Consider the following 24661-nt stretch of genomic DNA (forward strand, 5'->3'; position numbering starts at 1 on the left):
GCGACGGGGGTTCGTTCCCTCGACGCCGGGAGAACGAGGATGGGCACATGAGCGACTGGACTGCCTTCGGACGGGTGGACGCGGACGGCACCGTGTACGTCAAGACCACCGAGGGCGAGCGGGTGGTCGGATCCTGGCAGGCGGGTGCGCCGGAGGAAGGTCTGGCACACTTCGCGCGCCGCTTCGCCGATCTGGTCACCGAGGTGGACCTGACCGAGGCACGGCTCAAGTCGGGTGCGGCTGATGCCGGGCACTCGTTGAGCACGATCCGGCGGATCCGCGCCACGCTGCCCGAGGCCAACGTGGTCGGCGACATCGACGCGCTCGCCGCACGCCTGGACAAGCTGGCGACGTTCGCCGAGGAGAAGGCCGGCGAGGCGCGCGCCGCCCGGGACGCCGCGCGCGTCGAGGCCCTGGCCCGCAAGACCGCCCTGGTCGAGGAGGCCGAGAAGCTGGCCGCCGAGTCCACCGGGTGGAAGACCGCCGGGGACCGGCTCAAGGAGATCCTCGACGAGTGGAAGACCATCCGTGGGGTCGACAAGAAGGCCGACGGTGAGCTGTGGAAGCGGTTCGCCGCCGCCCGGGACGGCTTCACCCGCCGCCGTGGCGCCCACTTCGCCTCCCTGGACTCGCAGCGCAAGCAGGCGCAGACCGTCAAGGAGGAGCTGGTCGCCGAAGCGGAGAAGCTTCAGGACTCCACCGACTGGGCCGCCACGGCAAACCAGCTCAAGGACCTGATGACCCAGTGGAAGGCCGCTCCGCGCGCCTCCAAGGAGGCCGAGCAGAAGCTCTGGGAACGGTTCCGGGGTGCCCAGGACGCCTTCTTCAGCCGGCGCAGCGAGGTCTTCTCTGCCCGCGACAACGAGCAGCGCGGCAACCTGGAGCGCAAGCAGGCCCTGCTCGCCGAGGCCGAGGCGTTGGACATCGACGCCGACCCGAAGGGCGCCCAGGCCAAGCTGCGGGAGATCCAGGCCCAGTGGCACGAGGCCGGTCGGGTGCCCCGCGAGGCGGCCGCCGGGCTGGAGCGGCGTCTGCGCGCCATCGACGACAAGGTCCGTGACGTGATGGACTCGGCGTGGCGTCGCACCACCAAGGAGGACAACCCGCTGCTCGCCCAGATGCGGGCGCAGGTGGCGGAGGCCGAGGACCGGCTGGCCCGGGCGCAGAGCGCCGGGGACGCACGCCGGATCAAGGAGGCTGAGCAGGCCCTCGTCTCCAAGCGGCAGTTCCTGCAACTCGCCGAGCAGGCCGGCTGAGCTGACGAGTCCGGAGCCCCCGGCCCCTCGTGGGACCGGGGGCTCTCGCGTGTCCAACCCACACCCGACCGCGCCGCCGGGGGCCAAGATCCGCGCAAGTTCAGGGATGTTGCTGCCTCCGGCGACCGACAGACAGCAACATCCCTGATGTTGCGCGGATCTTGCCGGAAGGCGGGACCGCGGAGACGGGTGGGCGGCGCCGGGACGGCGGGGGCGGGGCGGGGCAGGGCGGGGTGGGCGGGGGCGCAGGTTGACGCATTGACCTGGGCTGATCAGAATGAGCGACGGAGTCAGGTAGGGCCACCGGCACGAGGGCGACGAAGGCGGAGCAACCGCCGTCGAGGGTCGCCGGTGAGCCTGCGCGAGTGACACGTCCGCGTGACATGGGCCGTCGCGCACTGTCCGCGTACCCCTGAGGGACCGTGACGTGCGCACGGCCGCCCGCCGGCGTCGTCACTGGACGGCGCCGGACCTCCGAAGTGGAGCTCGAATGTTCCGTCCCAAAGCTCTCGGCGGCGCGCTCACCGCGCTCGTCACCGTCGCGGCCGGCGTGTTCATCGCCGCCGCCAGCACCAGTCCGGCCGTTGCCGCTGGCACCGGTACCGGTTATCTGCACACCAGCGGCAACCAGATCGTGGACAGCACCGGTGCCACGGTCCGGTTGACCGGCATCAACTGGTTCGGCATGGAGACCGACAACAAGACCTTCCACGGGTTGTGGTCGAACAACCCGTGGAAGGGGCAGCTCGACACGATGGCCCGGCTGGGTTACAACACGCTGCGGGTGCCGTACTCGAACGACGCGCTGAAGGCGGGCGCGACGGCCAGTGGGATCAACGACTTCGTCAACCCGGACCTGATCGGGCTGTCGCCGTTGCAGATCCTGGACAAGGTGATCGACTACGCCGGCAGCAAGGGCATGCGGATCATCCTGGACCGGCACCGGCCGACGGCGGCCGGGCAGTCGCCGCTCTGGTACACCTCGACGGTCTCCGAGGCGACCTGGATCAACGACTGGAAGATGCTCGCCCAGCGGTACGCGGGCAACCCGACGGTGATCGGCGCCGACCTGCACAACGAGCCGCACGCGGAGGGCACCAACCCGGCGGCCACCGGCGCGTGCTGGGGCTGCGGTGACACCACCCGGGACTGGCGGCTCGCCGCCGAGCGGGCCGGAAACGCCATCCTCGGCGTCCAGCCCAACTGGTTGATCTTCGTCGAGGGGGTGAGCTGCCCCAGCGGTGGCCTCTCCAACGTCTGGGACAACGACCCGAGCAATGACGAGGACTGCGGCTGGTGGGGCGGCAACCTGTCGAAGGCGGGGCAGTTCCCGGTACGGCTGAACGTGGCGAACCGGCTGGTCTACTCGCCGCACGAGTACGCGACCTCGGTGTACCGGCAGACCTGGTTCGACGCCCCGGACTACCCGGCGAACATGCCGGCCATCTGGGACAAGTACTTCGGTTACCTCTACAAGCAGAACATCGCGCCGATCATGATGGGCGAGTTCGGCAGCACCCTTGTCGACCCGAAGGACAAGGTGTGGCTGGAGAAGTTGATGGCGTACACCGGGACCGGGGTGACCGGGATGTCCTTCACCTACTGGTCGTGGAACCCCAACTCGGGTGACACCGGCGGCATCGCGTTGGACGACTGGACCAATATCAACACCGCCAAGCAGGCGATTCTGCAGCCGTACCTGATCGCGCCGTCGGGTGGCACGGGCGGGCCGACGGGTGGGCCGACCGGTGGCCCGACGGGTGGGCCGACGGACCCGCCGACCGGCGCCTGCACGGCCACGTACCGGCAGGTGAACGCCTGGCAGGGCGGCTTCCAGGGTGAGTTGACGGTGAAGAACACCGGCTCGGGCGCGGTGAACCCCTGGTCGGTCACCTGGAGTTGGCCGTCCGGGGTGACGTTGGGCAGTGGCTGGAACGCCACAGTCACGCAGTCCGGCACGACGGTCACCGCCGCCGCCCCGAGTCACGCCCCGTCGCTGCCGGCGGGCGGGTCGGTCACCGTGGGCTTCACCGCCAACGGCACGGCCAGCGCGCCGGGCACCGTGAAACTCAACGGCACCAGCTGCTGAACCACCCGGGACGGCCGGTGCGCACCGCATCGGCCGTCCCGGCCATTTACATCGAGGTTCGCCTATGCTTTTATCGGGAAAGCGCTTGCCTCTTCGTCGGTGGGCGCGAGCGCGGGAGCCGCTTTCCTTCACGAACCTGCACTGGCGGGCCCGAGGACCACTGGTCCCGGCCGAGACTCGCCGCCCACGGGCATGGGCGTCGCGACACCTCCGTCCGCCTCACCGAAAGGAAGCAGCATGCGCACAGCACGCCGTCGAACAACGCTGATCGCCACCACGGCCGCAGCGACCGCCGCCCTCGTCACCGCCGGGCTGCTGACCTCCGTGTCCGCCCAGGCGGCCGCCGGCTGCCAGGTGGCGTACTCGGTCGCCAGCCAGTGGCCGGGCGGATTCACCGGAAACGTCACTGTCACCAACCTCGGCGACCCGATCTCCGGGTGGACGCTGCGCTGGTCGTACGGGGCCGGTCAGCAGGTCAGCCAGGCGTGGGGCGCCACCGCCACGCAGAGCGGCAGCCAGGTCTCCGCGACCAACGTCGACTACAACGGCAACCTGGCGACCAACGGCAGCGCCACGTTCGGCTTCAACGCCAGCTGGAACAACTCCAGCAACCCCGCGCCGAGCAGCTTCACAGTGAACAACGTCGCCTGCACCGGCAGCACCACACCGACCACGCCGCCGCCCAGCACCCCACCGCCGAGCACCCCGCCACCATCGAGCACTCCCCCGCCCGGCCAGCAGCCGTCGGCACTGGTCGGCTGGGCCACCCAGAACGGCGGCACCACCGGCGGCGGCAACGCCGGCACCACCACCGTCAGCAACGCGTCGGGCCTGACCAGCGCGCTGAACGCCACCGGCGCCGCGGTGATCCGGGTGACCGGGACCATCACCTGCTCCGGCATGCTGCGGGTCCGGTCCAACAAGACCATCCTCGGCAACTACGGGGCGACGATCGTCGGCTGCGGGTTCAACATCAGCGGTGACCGCAACGTGATCATCCGCAACCTGACCTTCCGCAACTGGAACGACGACGCGATCAACGTGCAGGAGTCGGCCACCAACATCTGGATCGACCACAACAGCTTCAGCAACGGCTACGACGGCGCCGTCGACATCAAGCGCGGCTCGGACTTCGTCACCGTCTCGTGGAACCGGGTCTTCAGCCACGACAAGACCATGCTGCTCGGCCACAGCGACGACAACGCCGGCCAGGACGTCGGTCACCTGCGGGTCAGCTACCACCACAACTGGTTCGACGGCAGCAACCAGCGCAACCCCCGGGTGCGCTTCGGCAACCCGGTGCACGTGTACAACAACTACTACCGGGCCAACGGCGGCTACGGCGTGGCCTCCACCGAGAACGCCGGCGTGCTCGTCGAGGGCAACTACTTCGAGAACGTCGACGACCCGTACCACCTCGGTGAGGGCGACTCGGGGCCCGGCAGCCTGGTCGCCCGCAACAACCACTTCGTCAACTCGCCCACCGGCCAGGCCGGCGGCAGCGTGGCCAGCATCCCGTACTCGTACCAGCTGGACACCGCGAGCAACGTCAAGTCCATCGTGACGGCGGGCGCCGGCGCCGGCAAGATCACCGTCTGACCGGGGAAGGGCCCCTCGGCGAGGGGCCCTTCCGTGCGGTCAGTGGGTGGCGCAGCCGGCGGCGGGGGCAGGCGCGACCGGCGGTGCGCCGATCGTCGGCAGACCGAGCAGCACGCCGGGGGTACGCGGGGAGCGACCCGCCTCGGCCGCGTCGCCGGCCCGGGTACGCCGGTGCGCCACCGGCGCGCCGTCGGCGTTCAGGTGATGCGGCGCGGCGTACGTGATCGTGGTGTGCACGATGTCGCCCGGCCGGATCTGACCGGCGAGGGACTCCCCGCCGGGCGTCCCGGTGGCGAAGTGCACGAGCCGACCGTCGCGGGCCCGACCGGACATCCGGCCGGTCCGCTCGTCCTTGCGGCCCTCGCCGACGGCCACCAGCACCTCGACGGTCTCCCCGACGAGGCGCTTGTTCTCCGCCCAGGTGATCTCCTCGACGCAGGCGACCAGCCGCTCGTAGCGCTCCTGCACGACCTGCTTGGGCAGCTGGTCGTCCATTGTCGCGGCGGGGGTGCCGGGCCGCTTCGAGTACTGGAAGGTGAAGGCCGAGGAGAACCGTGCCTCGCGGACCACGTCCAGGGTGCGCTGGAAGTCGGCCTCGGTCTCACCGGGGAAGCCGACGATGATGTCGGTGGTGATCGCCGCGTCCGGCATCGCCGCCCGGACCTTCTCGATGATCCCCAGGTAGCGCTCGGAGCGGTAGGACCGACGCATCGCCTTGAGCACGTCGTCGGAGCCGGACTGCAACGGCATGTGCAGCGAGTGGCAGACGTTCGGCGTCTCGGCCATCGCGGCGATCACGTCGTCGGTGAAGTCCTTCGGGTGCGGGCTCGTGAACCGGACCCGCTCCAGGCCGTCGATGTCGCCGCAGGCCCGCAGCAGTTTGCCGAACGCGTACCGGTCGCCGAACTCGACACCGTAGGAGTTGACGTTCTGCCCGAGCAGGGTCACCTCCAGCACGCCCTCGTCGACCAGGGCGCGCACCTCCGAGAGAATGTCGCCGGGGCGCCGGTCCTTCTCCTTGCCGCGCAGCGCGGGCACGATGCAGAACGTGCAGGTGTTGTTGCAGCCCACCGAGATCGACACCCAGCCGGCGTAGGTGGACTCGCGGCGGGTGGGCAGCGTGGACGGGAAGACGTCGAGGGACTCGAGGATCTCCACCTCGGCGGCGGCGTTGTGCCGGGCCCGCTCCAGCAGCACCGGCAGCGCGCCGATGTTGTGGGTGCCGAAGACCACGTCCACCCAGGGCGCCTTGCGGACGATGTCGCCGCGGTCCTTCTGGGCCAGGCAGCCGCCGACAGCGATCTGCATCCCGGGGTGCTTGTCCTTCACCGGGCGGAGCCGACCGAGGTTGCCGTAGAGCCGGTTGTCCGCGTTCTCCCGGACGGCGCAGGTGTTGAAGACGACGATGTCCGGGGTGTCGTCGGTCGGCACGGCGCGCACGTAACCGGCCTGTTCCAGCAGGCCGGAGATCCGTTCGGAATCGTGCACGTTCATCTGGCAGCCGTACGTCACGACGTTGTAGGTCCTAGCCACCCTCTTGGTGCCCCTTCCCCTCGGGCTACCAGGGTAGCGGCCCCTTCGGGTGCCCCAACCCACCGGCATTGACCCGCCGGCCCATAGCGGGCATCCACGACGGGCAGTACGCTGCACAACAAGGATGTGTTCTGGGCGATTTCGGGGGCTTTGCACTCGGCGCCGACGATGCGCGGCTCCGTTCACGGGGGAGCACATGACGACCCGCGGGAGGCCAACCGTGACGCGACAAGAGGCGACACAGCGCACCGTCACGACCCCGGACGGCCGGCACCTCGCGGTGGAGACCTCGGGCGCACCGGACGGGCCGGCGGTCTTCCTGCTGCACGGCACCCCCGGCAGCCGCAGCGGCCCCCGACCCCGCGGCATCGTCGTCTACCGCCTCGGCGTGCACCTCGTCTGCTACGACCGCCCCGGGTACGGCGACTCCGACCGGCACGAGGGTCGACGGGTGGCCGACGCCGCCGCCGACGTGGCGGCGATCGCCGACGACCTCGGCATCGACCGGTTCGCCGTGGTGGGCCGATCCGGTGGCGGACCACACGCCCTGGCCTGCGCCGCGCTGCTGCCGGACCGGGTCACCAGGGCCGCCGTGCTGGTGGGGCTCGCCCCGGCCGGCGCACCCGACCTCGACTGGTACGCGGGCATGGCGGAATCGAACATCGAGGACTACGGGCAGGCCGACGAGGACCTGGCCGAGCTGACGCTCAACCTGAAGGTTCGCGCGGACGAGGCCCGCCGGGACCCGATGACGCTACTGGACTTCCTCCGCCCCCAACTGCCCGACGAGGACATCCGGGTCGTCGACGACGTGGCGATCCGCCGACTGCTGACCGACATGTACTCCGAGGCGCTGCGCCACGGCCCGGAGGGATGGATCGACGACGTCCTGGCGATCCGGCGCGGCTGGGGGTTCGACCTGGGCGCCATCCGTGCGGAGGTCCGTCTCTGGCACGGCGAGCAGGACCGCTTCTCCCCGGTGGAGCACTCCCACTGGCTCGCCTCGCGGATCCCACGCGCCGAGGTGCAGGTGCAGCCCGGCGCCGCGCACTTCGGGGCCGTGGAAATCCTCCCGCAGACCCTGGCCTGGCTGGCCACGCCGGACCTCGCGACCAGCCCGCACCTCTGAACGCCCGGCCGGGCGGGCCCGGACATCGGACCCGCCCGCCGAACGACCCGATCAGATGGTGTGCGGGTCGATCACCCGGACCACGAACCGCCGTTCGCGCAGGGTCCGCACGGTGGGGTGCTCCACACCGATCACCTCGGCCAGCCGGTCCGCCACCACGCCGACGTCCTCGGTGGCCGGGCCGTCCCCGGCCCGCCGCGCCACCAGGGCGAGATCGCCGAGGCAGCGCAGCGTGTCCGGGTGGTCCGCACCGATCACCGTGGCCAGCCGGCCGGCGGCCTCCCGCAACCGGTCCCGCGCCGACTCCCAGTCACCCTCCTCGGCGAGGCACACCGCCTGGTTGACCTCCGCCGCGAGGGTGTGCGGATGGTCCGGGCCGAGCACCTTGCGCAACTCGCCGACCGCCCGGGCCGCCGAGGCGAGCGCGTCCGACCTGCGACCCAGCGCACGCTCCGCCGCGGAGATGTTGCTCACCGTCGCCAGCACGTGCGGGTGCTCCGGGCCGAGCCGGAGCTGCTCCTCGAACGCCACGCGCACGGCGTTCATCTCGGCCAGCGCCCGAGCCGCGTCACCCACCGCCAACAGGTTCGCCGCGCGACTCGACCGGCACGCCACCGTGTCCGGATTGTCCGGACCGAAGCGTTCGTCGAGTTCGCGGTAGGCCGTCTCGAACATCGGTGCCGCCTCGCTGCCCCGACCGGAGCTGCGCATCGACACCGCCAGGTTGACCTGGGCGGCGAGACTCTGGCCGTCATCCGGGCCGAGCACCTCGCAGTACGTGTCGTACACCGTGCGCAGCAGCGTGGCCGACCTTTCGTACTCGCCGGCTTCCCGCAGGTCACTGCCCAACCGCAGGGCGGAGACGAGGGTGTACGGATGGGTGGGGCCGAGCACCAGCCGCCGCCGCTGGTGCACCTCGTCGTCCCACCGGCGGGCCGACCGGTAGTCACCGACCAGCCGGTACGAGACGGCGAGGTTGTTGGCCGCGCTCAACGTCCGGGGATGGTCCTCGCCGAACACCTGCAACCACGACGCGTAGGTGGACCGGTCCCGTTCCAGGGCCTCGGCGTAGCGGCCGAGCGCCCGCAGGTCACCACCGAGGCTGCCGGCCGTCATCAGGCTGTGCGGGTGCAGCGGGCCCAGCAGCCGACGCTGCTCGGCCAGTACCGCCTCGTCCAGGTCCCGGGCCTCGTTGAACCGGCCCAGGCTGCGCAGGATGTTCGCCCGGTTGAACCGCAGGTGCAGCAACTGTCGGTGCAGCGCCGACGCCTCGACCTCGTCGCGCGTGTCGCCGAGCCGGGCGCTCCAGGTGTCGTCCACCTCCTGGCTGAACCCGTCGGCCTGGTTCAGGCCGCCGCGCTGCCACAGGTAACGGACCCGGTCGATCAGCAGTTGGCACACCGACTCGTCGGGGCAGGTCAACGCCTCGGAGACCTCCAGGTGCGGCCAGAGCATGCGCAACCGGGCCCAGGTGGTCGGGTCGTCCACGTCGCCCCGGGGCCGGGACGCGGCCAGCACCAGGTGCACCTGGTGTCGGGCGGCGGTGATCTCGTCCTCGGTCATCCGGTCGCGGACCACCGCCTGCAACAGCCGGTGCACCTGGACGCGACCGCCCTGGACGTCGAGTTTGAGCAGCGCCAGGCGGTTGATCTGCTGGACCAGGGCGCCGCGCACGAGCCGCTCCGACACCGACGGGTCGAACGGGACCAGGGCCGCCGCCATCTCGTCGCTGTAGATGAGTTCGAGGGCGATCTCCGGGGCCAGCACCGAACAGAGCTGCAACAGCCGGTACGCGGCGGGCGCCTGTTCGAGCAGCCGGTTCAGTGACAGGTCCCAGGTTGCCTCCACGGAGAGGGCGCTGGGGCCGTGCCGCTCGATCTGCCGCAGGTAGTCACCGACCGACGTGCCGGTGTCGGCCAGCCAGGCGCCCGCCGCGGCCACCGCGATCGGCAGGTCACCGAGCGCCTCGGCCACCCGGTCGGCCTCCTCGGCGCTGATCGTGGGCACCCGCTGGGCGAGGTGCGCCACGCTCTCGGTGCGGTCGAAGACGTCCACCTGGATCGGGTTCGCCCGGTCACCCCAGGCGCGGTTGCGGGAGGTCAGCAGGACGTGCCCGGGGCCCTGCGGCAGGAAGGGCTCGATCTGGTCGAGCTCCTCGGCGTTGTCCAGCACGACGAGCCACCGCTCGTACGGCTCACCACGGCCGAGCACCTGCAGCACCGACCGGACCGTGTCGGGCAGGGTGGGGCCGACGAGGATGCCGAGGCGACCGGCGAGGTCGGCGAGAGCGCTGTCGACGAACTGCGGCGGGTCCGCCACGATCCACCACACCACGTCGTACGCGGCCTTGAACCGGTGCACGTACTCCAGGGCCACCTGCGTCTTTCCGACGCCGCCCATGCCCTGCAGGGCGACCGGCAGCACCACCGCGCTGCCCCCGCTCTGCAACTGCGCGCGCAGCCGCGCCAGGTCGTCCTCCCGGCCGGTGAACCGGGCGTTCCGGTTGGGCGCGTTGAAGATCAACGGCTCGGTGCCGGGGAAACGGGTCGCCCCACCGGCCGGCCCGTCCGCCGACGACGGCACCGGCCGGCCGACCAGCCGCAACACCCGCTCCACGGCGGTCGCGGCGCTCACGTTGACCAGGTTGGTGGAGCTCTGCGACGGGAACTCCGCCAGCGGGCGCAGGTCAGCGACGTAGACGGCCAGGGCCGTGGAGCCGGTGCTCGTGTCGCGGTCGGGCAGACCGCCCGACGGCGTCGCCACGTAGGCCGGCGAGACCACCGTCAGCGTGCGCGGGGCCGGCGTACCGGCGGACCCGACGGCGGCGGTGGGCTCCACCACCCGCAGCCCCGCCGAGCTGAGCACCCGCTCCAGCCACTCGGCCCAGATGGCGTCCTCCGGCGCGTACCGGAGCACGATCTGGTCGTCGATCGCCTCGGTGCGGCGGCGGAACCGGGCCTTGCCCCGCTCCCGCACCGACTCGTCCATCACCGGCAGCGCGGTCACCGCCCCGTCGGTGAGGATCCCCGTCAACGTCTCGAACGCGGCCAGCAGCGACGTCGGTGAGCCCGGCGGATCGCCGAACGTGGCGAGGGTCTCCTCGTACGCGTAGAACGGTCGGTACGGGACCTCCACCGCGGCCCAGTAGCGCCGCCGTTCCGCCTCGGTCATGCCCGCCGGCAGGCCGGCGAAGCGGCGCATGGCCAGCAGGCGACCCGCCTCGGCCCGCTCCTTCTCCGCCTGGTCGACCCGCATCGGCACCGGCAGCACCCGGATGTCGCGCCGCCGGTACCGGTCCCGGACCGAGTGCGCCACCCGGGCCGCGCCGTCGATGCCCTGGTCGCTGAGGGTGAAGCAGTCGACAAGGGTGTCCGGCAGGTGCAGGGTGCAGATGTCGGCGACGTCGCTCAACCCCGTCCGACTGTCGATCAGGGTGAAGTCGTACTGGCGTTTCATGTCCGCCCGCAGCGCCTCGAAGAACTGCGCCCCGCCCAGCCGGTTGTAGAAGTTGTCCCAGTCCAGGCCGCTCACTGACACGGCGTAGTCGCTGTTCTGCCGGCCGGCGGAGAGGAAGTCGAGGCCACCACCGTCGGGGAAGGTCCACCGCAGCGAGAAGGCGTGCCGCCCCACCCGGGCGTACTGCTCCATCCAGCGGTCCGGCCGGTCGTTGACCCGGGTGGTCTCCCACTCGTAGTCGCGGATCATGTCGATCACGCCGCTGGTGCCCTGGATCGCCTCGGCGTCGAGGAACGGGTGGAAGAAGCGGTGCAGACCCGGCGACTCGAGGTCCCAGTCGGCGACGAGCACCCGCCGGCCGCTGGCCGCCAGGATCCAGGCGACGTTGGCCAGCGCCATCGTCCGGCCCGTTCCACCCTTGAACGAGTAGAAGGTGACGACCTGGCCTTCGCGATCGTTGTTCATCGGTCTTCTCCGTGGGGACGCGGTGGGGCCGGATCATCAGGCGGGGACGCGGAGTCGGTCGACACGATCGAGCCGGCCGCGGGCAGGCCGTCACGCAGACGCGGCACCGGCTCCGGCGGTGGTTCGAAGGGGACGACCGGGCCGTGCTTGAGGAACTGCCGGCGCGCCTCGGTGACCAACGCCGGCATCAGGTCGACGAACTCCGGCATGCTGCACGCGCGCTTCACCTGGGGCAGACCGGCGTCCTGCAGGAGCTGGGTCACCTCGGTGGCCCAGTGGGTGGCGTCCTGCGTGTCGTCGTCGTCGGTGACCACCAGCGGAACGACCCACTCGCGCAGGCCGCGCACCATCCGGGCGAGGACCTTGGCCGCGTCCGGGGCCGCCGCGATCCACGGGTCGACGAGCAGCACCGCGGGCCGCCGATCGAGCAGCGCCGAGGCCTGCGCGAAGTCCTCCGTCCGGGCCGACAGCCCGAGCCGCTCGGCGGTGCTGGCCGCGTACTCGGCGGCGGGCAGCTGCTGGCTGCGCCCGTACGGCCGCCAGAGCCGGCCGCTGGCGGCGTAGCCGGCGGGGTCGCGATCGGTCGGCAGCCGGTCCCGGGTCGGGGCCAGGACGGCGACGACGAAGTCCGGGTCGGTCGGCGCCGGGCGGACCACCTCGTCCAGGCCGGGCGCTCGGGACGGGCCCATCGGTCGCCGCTCGGCGGTGTGCACGATCCGGCTCGCCAGCCGGCTCAGCAGCAGCTCGTACTGGGTCCGGTAGGAGGCCAGCATGCAGAACGCGCGCAGGCCGTCGGCGGCGTACTCCGGGACGTCGCGGCCCAGGTCGAGGGCGCCGTCCAGCTCCGGGTGGGCCTCCCACGGGGGGAACGGGATCCACAGCACCGGGGTGAGGTGCCCGGCGGTGAGCCGGGCCGGGCCGGCGGCGGCCAGCCGGGCCCGGAAGGACTCCTGCTCCCCCAGTGCCCAGGGACGGCTGAAGTAGCCGGGTGAGTAGAGCGGGACGAAGACCTCGGCGTCACCGAGCGCGTCGGCGAGCGCGGCCTTCCAGTCGGCGCCCAACGGGATGTGCTGGTCGAAGAAGCCGATCCGCATCCCGGCGACCGGTCGCGCCTGACGCCGCACCTCGTCGGTCAGATCGGCGAAGAACTGGCCGACCCAGACGTCGGCGTCGGCCCGGGCGCCCGGCGGGGGCGCCGAGTGGGCGTAGCTCAGGAAGAAGTACGTCCCGCGCGCCCCCGACCGACGCCGGTCCGTCGGCGGGCTCACGACGGCTCCTCGGCGAACCGGTTGCACAGCTCGTCCACGCTCGCCGGCACCCAGGGTTCGACCAGGTAGGACCGGTGGATGGCGACGATCCGCTGCGCGAGCCGCCAGACCACCGCCCGGTACGCGTTCTCCCACTGCATGGTCAGCAAGCCATAGACCCCGTCCCGCTGGTAGTGCACCGCGATGTCGGGATCCGGCATCGCGGTCGGGGAGAAGCGCTGGATGTCGCGGAGCACCCGAGGCAGTGCCGTGCCGTTGGTCGGCGACCAGGTGACCGGCACGATCGCCGTCTCGTGCACCGACGCGGAGCTGTGTCGCGGGGTGATCCGCCGGCGGGAGAACGCGTCCCACTCCCGGCCGCACCACTCGCTGCCGAGCAGCGCGCTGGACACCAGCGGAACGAAGACCTGGCAGGTGCCGGCGGCCTGGAGCAGCTCCGGGCTCCAACGTTCGCCACCGGCGATGGAGGTGTCCAGGAAGCCGGCGTCCACTCCGGTCACCGGGCCGACCAGCTCGCTGACGTGGACGGAGAGGTCTTCGAAGAAACGGGAGACGTATTCGGCGGGTTTGCCGGTGGCCCGGCCGACCGGCGCCCGCGAATAGCTGATGAAGAAGAGCGGGGCGCGCGCTCCGGAGGGTGCGTCCACTGTGCTCACCGCTGCCCCTCCGCCCTCCCCACGCGGCCGGAACATCAGCGTAGTCCCCGCGTCAACGCCGCGCCGCCAACCGGTTCGCGGCGAACCAGGCAGTCGCGAAGTCGACAGCGGCCCGCGCCGGCAGCAGACGGGCGTCGGCCCGCCCCACCCGACCGTGGCGCACCAACGGCGTCTCGTCGAGCGCGGCACCCACCTTCGGGAAGTCCCGGTCGTCCAGGTCGAGCGCCCGGAAGTCGAGGCGGACCCGCCGCCCGTCGACGAGCCGGAAACAGTGGTAGTCGCGCTCGGGCGGCGGCACCGGCAGCCGGTACTCGGCCAGGTGCAGGGCACTGCACGCCTCGTAGCCGAGGCCGAGCAGCAGGATCTGCCCGTCCGCCGCGTAGAGGCCGCCAACCGGTGAGCGTTCCCCCAGGTGGCAGGTGAGGTCATGACCGTCGGTGAGCTGCCGGGCCCGGGGACCGAGCGCGGCGAACGAGGTCTGCGGATGGTCGCTGCGCACCGCTCCGGGGGTGCACCGGACGTACTCGGCGAGCACACCCATCCGTTGCGAGGGGGTGCTGCGCCGGTCCCAGCCCGGCAGCGCCGCCTCGTACCGCTCGCGCTGCGCCCGGTCCATGCCGGCGGTGGCCGCCAGGTGGGCGCGGGAGGTGGTCGAGTTGCCGTCGGTCTGGGTGGGCACCAGCAGGGTCCCGGCCGGGCCGAGGACGTCGCGCAGCGCGCCGGCGAGGGTCGCGGGGCCGTGCTCCAGCGGGCCCACCCGCCGCAGGCCACAGTGCACCAGCAGGCACACCCCCGGGCGTACGCCCAGCGCCCGCAGGTCGTCGGCGAGGCGGGAGCGGCCCAGGCGGGGCGGTGGCTGCTCATCCGGACCCGACACGGGTCTCCTCCAGCGCGTGGCGCAGCTGGCCGACGAACCGCTCGCCCGCCGCCGTGAGCGACCGGCTGGCCAGCAGCGCCTCGACGCCGTCCCGGGTCCACGCCCGGAAGTGGGCCGCCTGCGCCGACGCGTCCGGATCGTCGGTGTCCGCCCGGGACCGCCAGACCTGGGTGACGGCGAGGTGGGCGTACACGCCCTGCAGGACGCCCTCAGGTGGTCGCGGGTCAGGGCGCCAGGGCACCCGGATCCGGGTGCCCTGGCCGGGTTCGACAAGGTCGTACAGGTCGAGCACCGCGCCCAGCTTCGCGTGCTGCCACTCGTGCACGAGCAGCACCGCCAGCGTCTCCGGGTCGGGATGCGGGGTGACGGCGACCGCGCCGAACGCGTGCCGGGCGGTCGCGCTGCGCAGTGGTCGCGCCGGGTCGGGGGCCAACGGAACGACGGCACGCAGGCCGCCGTCGAGCGCCGCCGCGTGCGCCGGCACGTCCCGCTGCACGACCCGCCAGGCGTCGGTCAGGGTACGGCCCAACGCCCGCGCGGCCGGAGCCTCCAGGCGGGGTTCCACCGGCTGGCCGTAGCAGTCGCGGTACGGGTCGCCGTCCTCGATGAGCAACCGGCCGCCGGGCACCGGCACGTCGCGGGTCGGCAGCCAACCGGTCGACGGCGGCGCCAGCGGATCGAGGGACACCGTCCGCTCGACCGACCCGATCCGGGCCCGGAACTCGCCGGGCCCGACGGTCACCTCGGCGCTCTCCCCCGGGCCGGGTAGCACCAGGTCACCGAGCGTGGGCACCGTGATCGCGCCGGCCCGCAGCGGGACGCGCACCGTGGCCGGCACGCCCGCCCGCAGGGCCGCGGCGACGGCGAGGGCCGGCAGTGGGTCGAGTGCCGCGCCGAGGCCCGGCAGGGCCGCCGGGTCGAGGCGGTGCACCAGCGCGGGCCGGACGAAGGGGTGTGCCAGGACCGCCTGGACGGCGTCCGGGGCCGCCTGGTCGAGGTGGACGAGCAGGTCCCAGGCGGCAGTGCTGCCAAACCGGTCCCGGCAGGCCGCCAACAGCGCCCGGGTGATGGAGAGCTGGGTGGCGGCGAGCAGCGCGAGCGTCGACGTCGACCCGTGCCCGGTGGCCAGGTCGTCGAGCAACTCGTCGACGGGCGCGGTGGCGGACCATTCGCCCGACGCGGGCGGGGTGGGCGGCGGGTAGGCGTCCACCGCGTCGATCAGGCCGAGCAGGTCGGGGCAGTACACCGAGGGGTTGTCGAAGCCGGAGCCGGTGCGCCAGCGGTGGGCGTACAGGCCGCCGCCGCACCTGTCGACCACCGGGCAGGCACGGCAGGTCGCGCAGAGCCCGTCCACGCCGTCCTGCCGGACCGCGACCCCGGGGTGCCGCACGACCTCGTCCACCGGGTGGTCGAACACGTCGAGCCCGGTGCCGGCCGCGCCGTGGTATGCGGTCTTCAGCGAGTCGACCTGCTCCCAGGCGCCGTCCGTCTCGATGACCAGCACGTCGGCCGGCGCGAGACCGAACGCCTCGGTGCCTCCGCCGCCCGGGCGCAGCGCCTCGAACATGCGGATCGACACCGGCCGCCCGTCGTCCACCCACCGTCGGTGGATCCGCCCCAGCCACCGCGCGTACGGGGTGGGGTCGGGCCCGGGGCGAAGCGGGGGGTGGTCCCAGGTGGCGTGTGGCAGCAGCAGGTCGACACGGGGCGGGCGCTCGGCCAGCAGCGCCTCGTACACCCGGTCGGGATCGTTGCGGACGTCGACGGTGCAGAGGATGCCGGCGTAGCTGGCGCGGTGTTCCGGCCGCCGGAGCAGGGCCAGTGCCCGCCGGACCTGGTCGTGGCTGCTGCCACCGTGGGCGAAGACCCGGTGCCGGTCGTTGGCGGCACGGTCACCGTCGAAGGACACCCCGACCCGCACGTCGTACTCGACGAAGAGCCGGCACAGCTCCTCGTCGAGCAGCACCCCGTTGGTCTGCAGGCGCAGGTCCAGCCGGGCCCAGGGGGTGATGGCCGCGCGCAGCTCGGCCAGCACCTCCCGCAACCCGGCGGCGCCCAACAGCAGCGGCTCACCCCCGTGGAGCACCACGTGCACGACCGGCACCCCGTGCTCGCGGGCGTGCTCGGCGATGCGCCGCGCGGCTCGGCGGACCGTGGCCGGCGGCATTCGCGCCGGGCGGCCACGCCAGGTCTGGTCGGCGTGCTGGTAGATGTAGCAGTGGTCGCAGCTGAGGTCACACCGGCTGTGCACCTTCAGCACGAACTGGCTGATCCGCCGGCATGATCCGCCCACTCCGGGTGGACCGCACCGGCAGACCATCACTCAGATGGACGAGTTGAAGGCGGCGACGGCGACGACACCGGACGGCACGGAGCCGGTCGTGACGACGCGCCTGCGCACCGCCTCAACCAGATCGGCGTGCTCGACAGTGATCCGTTCCAGCGGGGTGTGCAGGCTACGGGTGAGATCGTCTAGGTCGGGACGGGTGGGGCGGGCGGGGGCATGGTCCACAATGAGTCTCCGGGGGCCCGGGGCGCTGGGAGCGCGAGCGGCGGCTGTGGCTCGAACGGCTCTGGTCCGTGACCAGGATAGACAAATATCGACCCAGTGTCACCGTCGGTACCACCGCCGGCACGGCGAGTGGCAGATCACGGTGGACGAAGGAGGAGCTCACATGTGCCGGAGCATCAAGACGCTGCGTGAACCGTTCACCCCGCAGGTGACCGACGCGGATGTCGAGGCGGCGGCGTTGCAGTACGTCCGGAAGATCTCTGGCTTCCGGGCGCCCGCCGCGCACAACGCCGCCGCGTTCGACGCCGCGGTGGCCGCCGTGGCCGGGGCGACGCGCACCCTGCTCGACCAACTCGTGGTGCGGGGCGCCGGAGCGGGCGTCACCGACCGGTCGGCCCCCGCCGCCAACTGATCGCCGCCCACCGGCACGGCACCCGGCCGGGCCTGACCCTGGGCAGGGTCAGGCCGCGGCGAGTGCCGGGGCGACGGTGTCCGGCGCCCAGCGCGAACGGTGACACTGCGACCAGCCCCGGCATCCCGGGTCACCCAGCGAGCAGAGCCGCATCTTGCTGAGCACCTCACCGTCGTCGGTGTCCCGCACGTCGAAGTGCACCGGACGGACCGTGCCGTCCGGGGCGACGAGCAGGTGCCGGCCCGCGTCGAGCGTGTCGTCGCGCAACAGGCAGTTGCGGCCCAGCAGTCGGGCCAGCGCGGCGATGCCCGCGTGCTCGGAGAGCTGCTCGGGCACCCCGTAGCAGTCCACCACCGTCGCGAACTCGCCCGGCGCCTGCCAGACGTCACACACCACCGCGTACGTCGGCAACCGCGCCGGGTCGGCCACCGCCAACGGCATCACCACCCGGCCAAGCGCCTCGGCCAGCGCCGGGTAGACCTCCACGGGCTGAGCCCCGTCGATTCTCCAGTTCCACAGCTCGGTCATTCCGCCTCCTCGCTGCGTTCGTCCCCACCGGCCTCCGGATCGGGCCTTACTCACGATGGTGGGGGGCATTTGACCCCAGCCGGGGGCAAGTTACCGGTCTGTGACCATTCCGGGCAAAATTTCCCTGAGCGGCATTGCTCGGAGTAGCGGGAAGGTGACAGTTTATCGGGTATGGTGCGCCATCCGTACCACCGCCGCCGCGTGTCCCCCGCCGGGCAACAGCACCCCGGTCAGCGCAGCACGACCAGGTGCTCCCCCCGGGGCAGCAGCTCACCCACCACGGGAGCGCCGGGCACCTCACCGGCGACCAGCAGGCCACCCGAGGTCTGCGCGTCGGCCAGCAGCAGCCGCTCCGCCTCGTCCGCCGCACCGAAGTCGGTCCACGGGGTCACCCAGTCCAGGTTCCGCCGGCTGCCGCCGCTGACGAACCCGTCGCGCAGCGCCTCGCGCGCACCGGCCAGATAGGGCACCCGGGCGGTGTCGATGGCCACCGTGAGCCGGCTGGCCCGGGCCAGCTTCGAGGCGTGCCCGAGCAGCCCGAACCCGGTCACGTCGGTGCCGCAGCGGATACCGGCGGCGACCGCCGCGCGGGCCGCGTCCCGGTTGAGCGCGGCCATCGTGGCCACCGCCTCCGGGAAGCTCTCCCCGGTCGCCTTGTGCCGGGTGTTCAGCACACCCACCCCGAGCGGCTTGGTCAGCGACAACGGCACCCCGGCCCGCCCGGCGTCGAGGGTGATCAGCTCCTCCGGCCGGACCGTGCCGGTGACCGCGAGACCGTACTTTGGGCCGTCGTCGTCCACGCTGTGCCCGCCGGCCAGGTGACAGCCGGCCTCCCGCGCCACGTCCTGGCCGCCGCGCAGCACCTCACGGGCCAACTCCAACGGAAGCACGTCACGCGGCCAGCAGAGCAGGTTGAGCGCGACCAGCGGGGTGCCGCCCATCGCGTACACGTCGGAGAGCGCGTTGGCCCCGGCGATGCGACCCCAGTCGTACGCGTCGTCGACCACCGGGGTGAAGAAGTCGGCGGTGCTGACGAGGCCGGTCCGCTCATCCAGGCGCACCACCGCCGCGTCGTCGCCGTGGTCCAACCCGACCAGCAACTCGGCGGTGCCGGTCGCCGGACCGAGACCGGCCACCATGATCTCCAGCTCACCCGGGGGAATCTTGCAGGCGCAGCCACCGCCGCGGGCGTACGTGGTCAACCGTACGGGTTCGGTCATCCCCCCATGATCTCGACAAGGCGCCACGATCGCCACCGGCACCACCCAGCCGGTGACCAAAATCGGACGCCCGAGAACGATCGTGACCGGTGTTACCGCTCCGTGACCCGCTGGGTTGCGTTCTGCCACATCACGCCGCCTACAGTGGCCGCACCGGGGGTCAACCGACCCCGCTCCGGGAGACGACAGGGACGGTGAACGACGTGACGACGGGCGAACCGCTCATCGTGCTGGACGCGGTCAACAAGTGGTTCGGGCCGCTGCACGTGCTGGACGACGTCTCGCTGTCGGTGGGTCGCGGCGAGGTGGTCGTGGTGATCGGCCCGTCCGGCTCCGGCAAGTCGACGCTGTGCCGCACGATCAACCGACTGGAACCGATCAACTCGGGCACCATCACCTTTGACGGTCAGCCGCTGCCGGCCGAGGGCAAGCCCCTCGCGAAGCTGCGCAGCGAGGTGGGCATGGTGTTCCAGTCCTTCAACCTCTTCGCCCACAAGACCATCCTGGAGAACGTCACCCTCGGCCCGATCAAGGTCCGCAAGGAGAAGCCGGCCGCCGCGCGCGAGCGGGGCCTGGCCCTGCTCGACCGGGTCGGCATCGCCAACCAGGCGGACAAGTTTCCGGCTCAGCTCTCCGGCGGGCAGCAGCAGCGGGTGGCGATCGCCCGGGCCCTGGCCATGCAGCCCAAGGCGATGCTCTTCGACGAGCCGACCTCGGCGCTGGACCCGGAGATGGTCGGCGAGGTGCTCGACGTGATGACCTCGCTGGCCAGCGACGGCATGACGATGGTCGTGGTCACCCACGAGATGGGCTTCGCCCGGCACGCGGCGAACCGGGTCATCTTCATGGCTGACGGGCAGCTGGTCGAGGACGCCCCACCAGCGGAATTCTTCGCCAACCCGCGCAGCGAGCGGGCCCGAGACTTCCTCTCCAAGATCCTCACGCACTAGGCGTCCGTTGTGGAGCGTGCCGCACGCCGGCGGGCTCCGTTGAAGAAGGAGAAAAGTATGCGTATCACGCGCGTTGCGGCAGTTGCCGCGGTCGCCGCTCTGGCGCTCGGCCTCACCGCCTGTGGTGGCGATGACGGCGGGGAGGGCACCGGCGCTGGCAGCAAGTCGTTCACCGCCGGCACCACCATGGAGAAGCTGAACAAGGCCCAGAAGATCAAGGTCGGCACCAAGTTCGACCAGCCCGGCTTCGGCCTGAAGGGCCTCTCCGGCAAGCCGGAGGGCTTCGACGTCGAGATCGCCAAGATCATCGTCAAGGAGCTCGGCATCCCCGAGGACAAGATCGAGTGGGTCGAGGCCCCCTCGAAGGTCCGCGAGGACGTGATCGTCAACGGCACCGTCGACCTGGTCGCCGCGACCTACACGATCAACGACAAGCGCAAGGAGCGCATCGCCTTCGCCGGGCCGTACTACGAGGCTGGCCAGAACATCATGGTGAAGAAGGACGACACCACGATCACCGGTCCGGACTCGTTCAAGGACGGCACCAAGAAGGTCTGCTCGGTCACCGGCTCGACGCCGTTCGAGGAGATCAAGAAGTACGTCAAGGACGTCGCCACCCAGCTGGTGCCCTTCGACACCTACGACAAGTGCCGCGACGCCCTCAAGAGCGGCCAGGTCGACGCCGTGACCACCGACAACGTGATCCTGCTCGGCTACATCGCCAAGGACGAGGCCTCCTTCAAGCTGGCCGGCAGCAACTTCACCAAGGAGCCGTACGGCATCGGCGTGAAGAAGGAGGACGCGGACTTCCGCAGCTTCATCAACGACACCCTGGACAAGGCTGTCGCCGACGGCAGCTGGAAGAAGGCCTGGGACGACACCGCCGGTAAGTTCGGCGCGGAACTGGGCTCGGCGCCCACCATCAACCGCTACTGATCCTTCGATCTGGAGGGTGGGGAGGAACACCGACCCGTGAACGTGCTCATCGACAAGTTCGACGTCTTTGCGGGTGGTTTCTGGCTCACCCTCCAGATCTGCTTCCTCGCCGCGATCGGCGCCCTCATCCTGGGCGCCGTCGTGGCGGTGCTCCGCATCTCGCCGGTGCCGCCGCTGCGCGCGCTCGGCACCAGCTACGTGAACGTCTTCCGCAACATGCCGCTGACCGTGGTGATGTTCTTCGCCGCGTTCGGCCTGCCGGCGCTCGGTTCCAACGCGGACTTCCTCCGCATCCCGGTGATCGACTCGCTGTTCACCCGGCTCGGCACCGATCTGCCGTACTTCCGATTCGCCCTGATCGCCCTCGTGCTGTACACCGCCGCGTTCGTCTGCGAGGCGCTTCGGTCCGGGGTCAACGCGGTGCCCGCAGGCCAGGCGGAGGCGGCCCGCTCGCTGGGCCTGACCTTCGGGCAGAACCTGCGCTACGTGGTGCTGCCGCAGTCGTGGAAGGCATCCATCGTGCCGCTCGGCTCGGTGATCATCGCGATGATCAAGAACTCGGCGCTGGTCGGCTTCTTCGGGGTGGTCGGTGACCTGTCACAGACCGCCGACCAGCTCACCTCGGCCGAAGGCTACGCCTTCGTGCCGGTCGCCCTCGGCATCTCGATCGGCTATCTGATCATGACCGTGCCGCTCGGCACCCTGCTGGACCGGATCGAGAAGCGACAGGCGGTGGCCCGATGAGTCAGCAGACCAGCGTCCTCTACGACGTTCCCGGGCCCCGGCAGCGGCGGATCACGCTGATCAGCAGCATCGTCGCCGGGCTGGCCCTGCTCGTCGGTGCGTACTTTCTGGTCTACCGGCCCCTGGACGAAAAGGGCCAGTTGTCGATGGAGCTGTGGGGTCCGCTGGTCGACCCCTCCAACGAGAACTTCTCCCTGGTCTGGGAGCGGATCGGCCTCGGCTTCAAGAACACCCTGATCGCGGCGGCGATGGCCATCGTGGCCTCGCTGGTCGTCGGCACCCTGCTGGCGGTGCTGCGGATCCAGCTCAAGAGCCTGACCGGTCGCAAGTTCACCGGTCTCGCCGCGCCGCTGGCGTACCTGCTGCGCGGGCTGAGCGTGCTGCTCTCGGTGGTCACCCGGGTCTGTGTCGAGGTGTTCCGCGGCCTGCCTGTCGTGCTCACCATCTTCTTCGTGGCCCGCGGCTTTCCCGAGTTCGGCATCTACTTCGACAACCTCTGGTACCTGGTCATCGGCCTCACCATCTACAACTCCGTGGTGATCGGTGAGATCCTCCGCTCGGGCATGGAAGGTCTGCCGGGCGGCCAGGCGGAAGCCGCCTCCGCCATCGGGCTGTCCCCGGCGCAGAGCACCCGGATGATCCTGCTGCCGCAGGCCTTCCGGATCATGCTGCCGGCGCTGATCAGTCAGCTCGTGGTGGTGCTCAAGGACACCTCACTCGGCTTCATCATCAGCTACGAGGAGACCCTGAACATCGGCAAGCAGATCATCGGCGCACTGGGCAACCCCATCCAGGTCTACGTCGTGATCGCCGTGCTCTTCATCGTGGTGAACTACTCGCTGTCGAAGCTCGCCCAGTACGTCCAGCGGCGGCTCGCCCAGGGTCGCAAGACCGCGAACACCCCGGCGCAGAACCCGCCGCCCGCGGCCCTGATGTCCCAGGCCGAGGGCGCGGGCGGAGGCGGCGGGGGCGTCTGAGCCACGTCACACCGACCAGAAGACCCGAAGGCCGCCCCGAACTGCTCGGGGCGGCCTTCGGTCATCTCCAGCGTCCGCGCGGTGAGGGGGCCGCCGGTCTGACTCAGCGGGCGATCTCGGTGACCCGGGACTCGCGGACCACCGTGACCCGGATCTGACCCGGGTAGGTCAGCTCCTCCTCGATCTGCTTGGCCACGTCCCGGGCCAGCACGGCCGCCCCGATGTCGTCCACGTCGTCCGGCTTGACCATCACCCGGATCTCCCGGCCGGCCTGCATGGCGAAGACCTTGTCCACGCCGAGCTTGCCGGCGGCGATCTCCTCGATCCGCTCCAGCCGCTTGACGTACGCCTCCAGGCTCTCCCGGCGCGCGCCCGGCCGACCACCGGAGCAGGCGTCGGAGGCCTGGGTGAGCACTGCCTCGATGGTCTGCGGCGGCACCTCGTTGTGGTGCGCCTCGATGGCGTGCACCACGTCCTCGTGCTCGCCGTACTTGCGGGCTAGGTCAGCGCCGATGATGGCGTGGCTGCCCTCCACCTCGTGGGTGAGCGCCTTGCCGATGTCGTGCAGGAACGCCGACCGCTTGATGATGGGCACATCCAACCGCAGTTCGGCGGCCATGATGCCGGCGATGTGGGCGGTCTCGACCAGGTGCTTGAGCACGTTCTGCCCGTACGAGGTGCGGTAGCGCAGCCGACCGAGCAGGGAGACCAGCTCCGGGTGGATCTCGGTGATGCCGACCTCGACCAGGGCGTCCTCGGCGGCGCGCAGGCAGAGCTGCTCCACCTCCTGCCGGGCCAGGTCGTAGACCTCCTCGATCCGGTGCGGGTGGATGCGCCCGTCCAGCACCAGCTTCTCCAGGGTCACCCGGCCCACCTCCCGACGGACCGGGTCGAAGCAGGAGAGCAGCACCGCCTCGGGGGTGTCGTCGATGATCAGGTTGACACCGGTCACCGACTCGAAGGCGCGGATGTTGCGCCCCTCCCGGCCGATGATCCGCCCCTTCATCTCGTCACCGGGCAGGTGCAGGACGCTGACCACGCTCTCCGCGGTCTGCTCGCTGGCGACCCGCTGGATCGCGTCCACCACGATGTGTCGGGCCCGCTGCTCGGCCGTGTTGCGCGCGTCGGACTCGATGTCCCGCACGAGCAACGCCGCCTCCCGCTTGGCCTGGGTCTCGATGGCGTCGATCAGCTCCAGTCGCGCGGATTCGGCGGTGAGCCCGGCGACGCGTTCCAACTCCCGGCGGCGCAGCTCCTCCGACTCGGCCAGCTCGGCCTCCCGCTGGGCGAGCGCGGCCTCCCGGGCGGCGAGGGCGGCCTTCGCGGCGGTGAGCTGCCGCTCCCGCTCGGCGAACCGCTCCACCTCTTCGGTGTGCATCCGCTCCCGCTCGTCCATCCGGGCGGCCCGACGTTCCACCTCGGCGGCCTGCTCCCGGGTCGTGGCGGCGAGCACCGCCACCTCCCGCTCTCCGCTGCGCCGGGCTGCCGTACGCAACTGCTCGGCGTCCGCCTCGGCCTGCTTGTGGGCGCGCTCCAGAACGGTGTCCGCCTCGGCCCGGGCGTCGTCGAGGACCCGACGCGCCTCGGCGCGGGCCGCTTTCGCCTCGGCCTTCGCCGCCGCCGCCTCGGTGCGGGCCGCAGCGGCCGCTGACTTCGCCACGTCGATCGTGCTGTTCGCCTGATCCGCCGCGGTCCGCAGGGCAGCGAGGGACTGCTCCTGCCGGTCCTTCTCGGCGATGAAGGCGGGGTCCTCCGGAGCCGGCGCGGCGCCCATCCGGCGCAGTGTCCGGATGCCGACCAGCACGGCCCCGATCACCACCACCGCGAGGACGAGGACGGCCGCGAGGAGCACGACGTCGAAGGCGTTCATGCCGGGACCCCGTCGGGTCTACCGATGAACCTGTGCCGCCGCCCCGCCATGGCCGCCTCCCCTAACGTCGAGACCGCAGCGACCGTGCCGAGGGCACACTCCTGCGGCTGTGGACGCCCGACCGGAGCGGCTGGCCGTGGATAGCTTTCTCCGCCGGCGGTGCCCGCAGGCAGCGTCGGCGACC

General features: G+C 71.5%; 19 protein-coding genes. 9 read left to right on the plus strand and 10 right to left on the minus strand.

Going from position 1 to position 24661, the window contains the following annotated elements; translation table 11 throughout:
- Positions 1-47: 47 nt before the first annotated feature.
- The 3 genes from KBX26_RS26875 to KBX26_RS26885 all read left to right on the plus strand — a co-directional run bounded on the left by KBX26_RS26875 (position 48) and on the right by KBX26_RS26885 (position 4944).
- Complete coding sequence (locus KBX26_RS26875) at positions 48-1256, plus strand: DUF349 domain-containing protein (protein ID WP_210866669.1); 1209 nt, start codon at positions 48-50, stop codon at positions 1254-1256.
- Positions 1257-1746: 490 nt separating this feature from the next.
- Positions 1747-3345 carry a cellulase family glycosylhydrolase gene (locus KBX26_RS26880; protein WP_210866670.1) on the plus strand — a complete coding sequence of 533 codons (1599 nt, stop codon included), beginning with the start codon at positions 1747-1749 and terminating at the stop codon, positions 3343-3345.
- Positions 3346-3582: 237 nt separating this feature from the next.
- The gene (locus KBX26_RS26885; RefSeq protein WP_030336745.1) at positions 3583-4944 is read left to right on the plus strand and encodes a cellulose binding domain-containing protein; all 1362 of its coding nucleotides are present in this window, start codon (positions 3583-3585) and stop codon (positions 4942-4944) included.
- 39 nt (positions 4945-4983) lie between these two features.
- Here KBX26_RS26885 and miaB read toward each other — a convergent pair whose 3' ends face one another.
- Positions 4984-6477 (minus strand): tRNA (N6-isopentenyl adenosine(37)-C2)-methylthiotransferase MiaB, encoded by a 1494-nt coding sequence (miaB, locus tag KBX26_RS26890; protein ID WP_030336748.1) that lies wholly within the window; start codon positions 6475-6477, stop codon positions 4984-4986.
- A 220-nt stretch (positions 6478-6697) separates the two neighbouring features.
- On the opposite strand from miaB, the gene KBX26_RS26895 reads away from it, so the two are divergent.
- A complete protein-coding gene (locus KBX26_RS26895) occupies positions 6698-7606 on the plus strand; it encodes an alpha/beta fold hydrolase (RefSeq protein WP_030336749.1) in 909 nt (302 codons plus the stop codon).
- A gap of 51 nt (positions 7607-7657) precedes the next feature.
- On the opposite strand, the gene fxsT is transcribed toward KBX26_RS26895, so the two are convergent.
- The 6 genes from fxsT to KBX26_RS26925 form a co-directional block, all read right to left on the minus strand.
- Entirely contained in the window at positions 7658-11527 is a 3870-nt protein-coding gene (fxsT, locus tag KBX26_RS26900) for an FxSxx-COOH system tetratricopeptide repeat protein (RefSeq protein WP_030336751.1), read from the minus strand.
- Positions 11524-12795: a TIR-like protein FxsC gene (locus tag KBX26_RS26905; protein ID WP_051708808.1), complete on the minus strand. Its 1272-nt coding sequence runs from the start codon at positions 12793-12795 to the stop codon at positions 11524-11526. The genes fxsT and KBX26_RS26905 overlap by 4 nt, the downstream gene beginning before the upstream one ends.
- A complete protein-coding gene (locus KBX26_RS26910; protein WP_030336755.1) occupies positions 12792-13451 on the minus strand; it encodes a TIR-like protein FxsC in 660 nt (219 codons plus the stop codon). The genes KBX26_RS26905 and KBX26_RS26910 overlap by 4 nt, the downstream gene beginning before the upstream one ends.
- 52 nt (positions 13452-13503) lie before the next feature.
- The gene (locus KBX26_RS26915) at positions 13504-14328 is read right to left on the minus strand and encodes an aminoglycoside N(3)-acetyltransferase (RefSeq protein ID WP_245233744.1); all 825 of its coding nucleotides are present in this window, start codon (positions 14326-14328) and stop codon (positions 13504-13506) included.
- Positions 14312-16588 carry an FxsB family cyclophane-forming radical SAM/SPASM peptide maturase gene (locus KBX26_RS26920; protein ID WP_307857917.1) on the minus strand — a complete coding sequence of 759 codons (2277 nt, stop codon included), beginning with the start codon at positions 16586-16588 and terminating at the stop codon, positions 14312-14314. The genes KBX26_RS26915 and KBX26_RS26920 overlap by 17 nt, the downstream gene beginning before the upstream one ends.
- Positions 16589-16651: 63 nt before the next feature.
- The gene (locus tag KBX26_RS26925; protein WP_030336759.1) at positions 16652-16840 is read right to left on the minus strand and encodes a hypothetical protein; all 189 of its coding nucleotides are present in this window, start codon (positions 16838-16840) and stop codon (positions 16652-16654) included.
- Positions 16841-17003: 163 nt separating this feature from the next.
- Between KBX26_RS26925 and KBX26_RS26930 the strand changes: the two genes are divergently transcribed.
- A complete protein-coding gene (locus KBX26_RS26930) occupies positions 17004-17252 on the plus strand; it encodes a DUF2277 family protein (protein WP_030336761.1) in 249 nt (82 codons plus the stop codon).
- A gap of 48 nt (positions 17253-17300) precedes the next feature.
- Here the strand turns inward: KBX26_RS26930 and KBX26_RS26935 are convergent, their stop codons facing one another.
- Together KBX26_RS26935 and selD are read right to left on the minus strand one after the other, a co-directional pair.
- Positions 17301-17780, minus strand: a complete 480-nt coding sequence (locus KBX26_RS26935; protein ID WP_030336763.1) for a hypothetical protein — start codon at positions 17778-17780, stop codon at positions 17301-17303.
- A 230-nt stretch (positions 17781-18010) separates the two neighbouring features.
- On the minus strand, positions 18011-19000 hold the full coding sequence (selD, locus tag KBX26_RS26940; protein WP_210866671.1) for a selenide, water dikinase SelD: 990 nt from the start codon (positions 18998-19000) through the stop codon (positions 18011-18013).
- A 194-nt stretch (positions 19001-19194) separates the two neighbouring features.
- Between selD and KBX26_RS26945 the strand changes: the two genes are divergently transcribed.
- The 4 genes from KBX26_RS26945 to KBX26_RS26960 are packed head-to-tail and all read left to right on the plus strand — an operon-like array spanning position 19195 to position 22607.
- Entirely contained in the window at positions 19195-19950 is a 756-nt protein-coding gene (locus tag KBX26_RS26945; protein ID WP_030336767.1) for an amino acid ABC transporter ATP-binding protein, read from the plus strand.
- A 57-nt stretch (positions 19951-20007) separates the two neighbouring features.
- Positions 20008-20886: a glutamate ABC transporter substrate-binding protein gene (locus KBX26_RS26950; RefSeq protein WP_030336769.1), complete on the plus strand. Its 879-nt coding sequence runs from the start codon at positions 20008-20010 to the stop codon at positions 20884-20886.
- A 36-nt stretch (positions 20887-20922) separates the two neighbouring features.
- Positions 20923-21630, plus strand: a complete 708-nt coding sequence (locus KBX26_RS26955; RefSeq protein ID WP_210866672.1) for an amino acid ABC transporter permease — start codon at positions 20923-20925, stop codon at positions 21628-21630.
- Positions 21627-22607 carry an amino acid ABC transporter permease gene (locus KBX26_RS26960; RefSeq protein ID WP_030336771.1) on the plus strand — a complete coding sequence of 327 codons (981 nt, stop codon included), beginning with the start codon at positions 21627-21629 and terminating at the stop codon, positions 22605-22607. Before KBX26_RS26955 ends, KBX26_RS26960 begins: the two co-directional genes overlap by 4 nt.
- Positions 22608-22710: 103 nt before the next feature.
- Here KBX26_RS26960 and rny read toward each other — a convergent pair whose 3' ends face one another.
- A complete protein-coding gene (gene rny / locus KBX26_RS26965) occupies positions 22711-24477 on the minus strand; it encodes a ribonuclease Y (RefSeq protein ID WP_030336772.1) in 1767 nt (588 codons plus the stop codon).
- Between the last annotated feature and the right edge of the window lie 184 nt (positions 24478-24661).

Origin of the sequence: Micromonospora sp. C97 (assembly GCF_018070385.1) — a bacterium.
GTDB lineage: Bacteria > Actinomycetota > Actinomycetes > Mycobacteriales > Micromonosporaceae > Micromonospora > Micromonospora parva.

What these genes read in the sequence shown, in the direction of transcription:
- KBX26_RS26935 (WP_030336763.1), bottom strand. Translation starts at nt 17,780, where the DNA reads ATGACCGAGCTGTGGAACTGGAGAATCGACGGGGCTCAGCCCGTGGAG.
- rny (WP_030336772.1), bottom strand. Translation starts at nt 24,477, where the DNA reads ATGAACGCCTTCGACGTCGTGCTCCTCGCGGCCGTCCTCGTCCTCGCG.
- KBX26_RS26950 (WP_030336769.1), top strand. Translation starts at nt 20,008, where the DNA reads ATGCGTATCACGCGCGTTGCGGCAGTTGCCGCGGTCGCCGCTCTGGCG.
- KBX26_RS26875 (WP_210866669.1), top strand. Translation starts at nt 48, where the DNA reads ATGAGCGACTGGACTGCCTTCGGACGGGTGGACGCGGACGGCACCGTG.
- KBX26_RS26960 (WP_030336771.1), top strand. Translation starts at nt 21,627, where the DNA reads ATGAGTCAGCAGACCAGCGTCCTCTACGACGTTCCCGGGCCCCGGCAG.
- selD (WP_210866671.1), bottom strand. Translation starts at nt 19,000, where the DNA reads ATGACCGAACCCGTACGGTTGACCACGTACGCCCGCGGCGGTGGCTGC.
- KBX26_RS26880 (WP_210866670.1), top strand. Translation starts at nt 1,747, where the DNA reads ATGTTCCGTCCCAAAGCTCTCGGCGGCGCGCTCACCGCGCTCGTCACC.
- KBX26_RS26885 (WP_030336745.1), top strand. Translation starts at nt 3,583, where the DNA reads ATGCGCACAGCACGCCGTCGAACAACGCTGATCGCCACCACGGCCGCA.
- fxsT (WP_030336751.1), bottom strand. Translation starts at nt 11,527, where the DNA reads ATGAACAACGATCGCGAAGGCCAGGTCGTCACCTTCTACTCGTTCAAG.
- KBX26_RS26930 (WP_030336761.1), top strand. Translation starts at nt 17,004, where the DNA reads ATGTGCCGGAGCATCAAGACGCTGCGTGAACCGTTCACCCCGCAGGTG.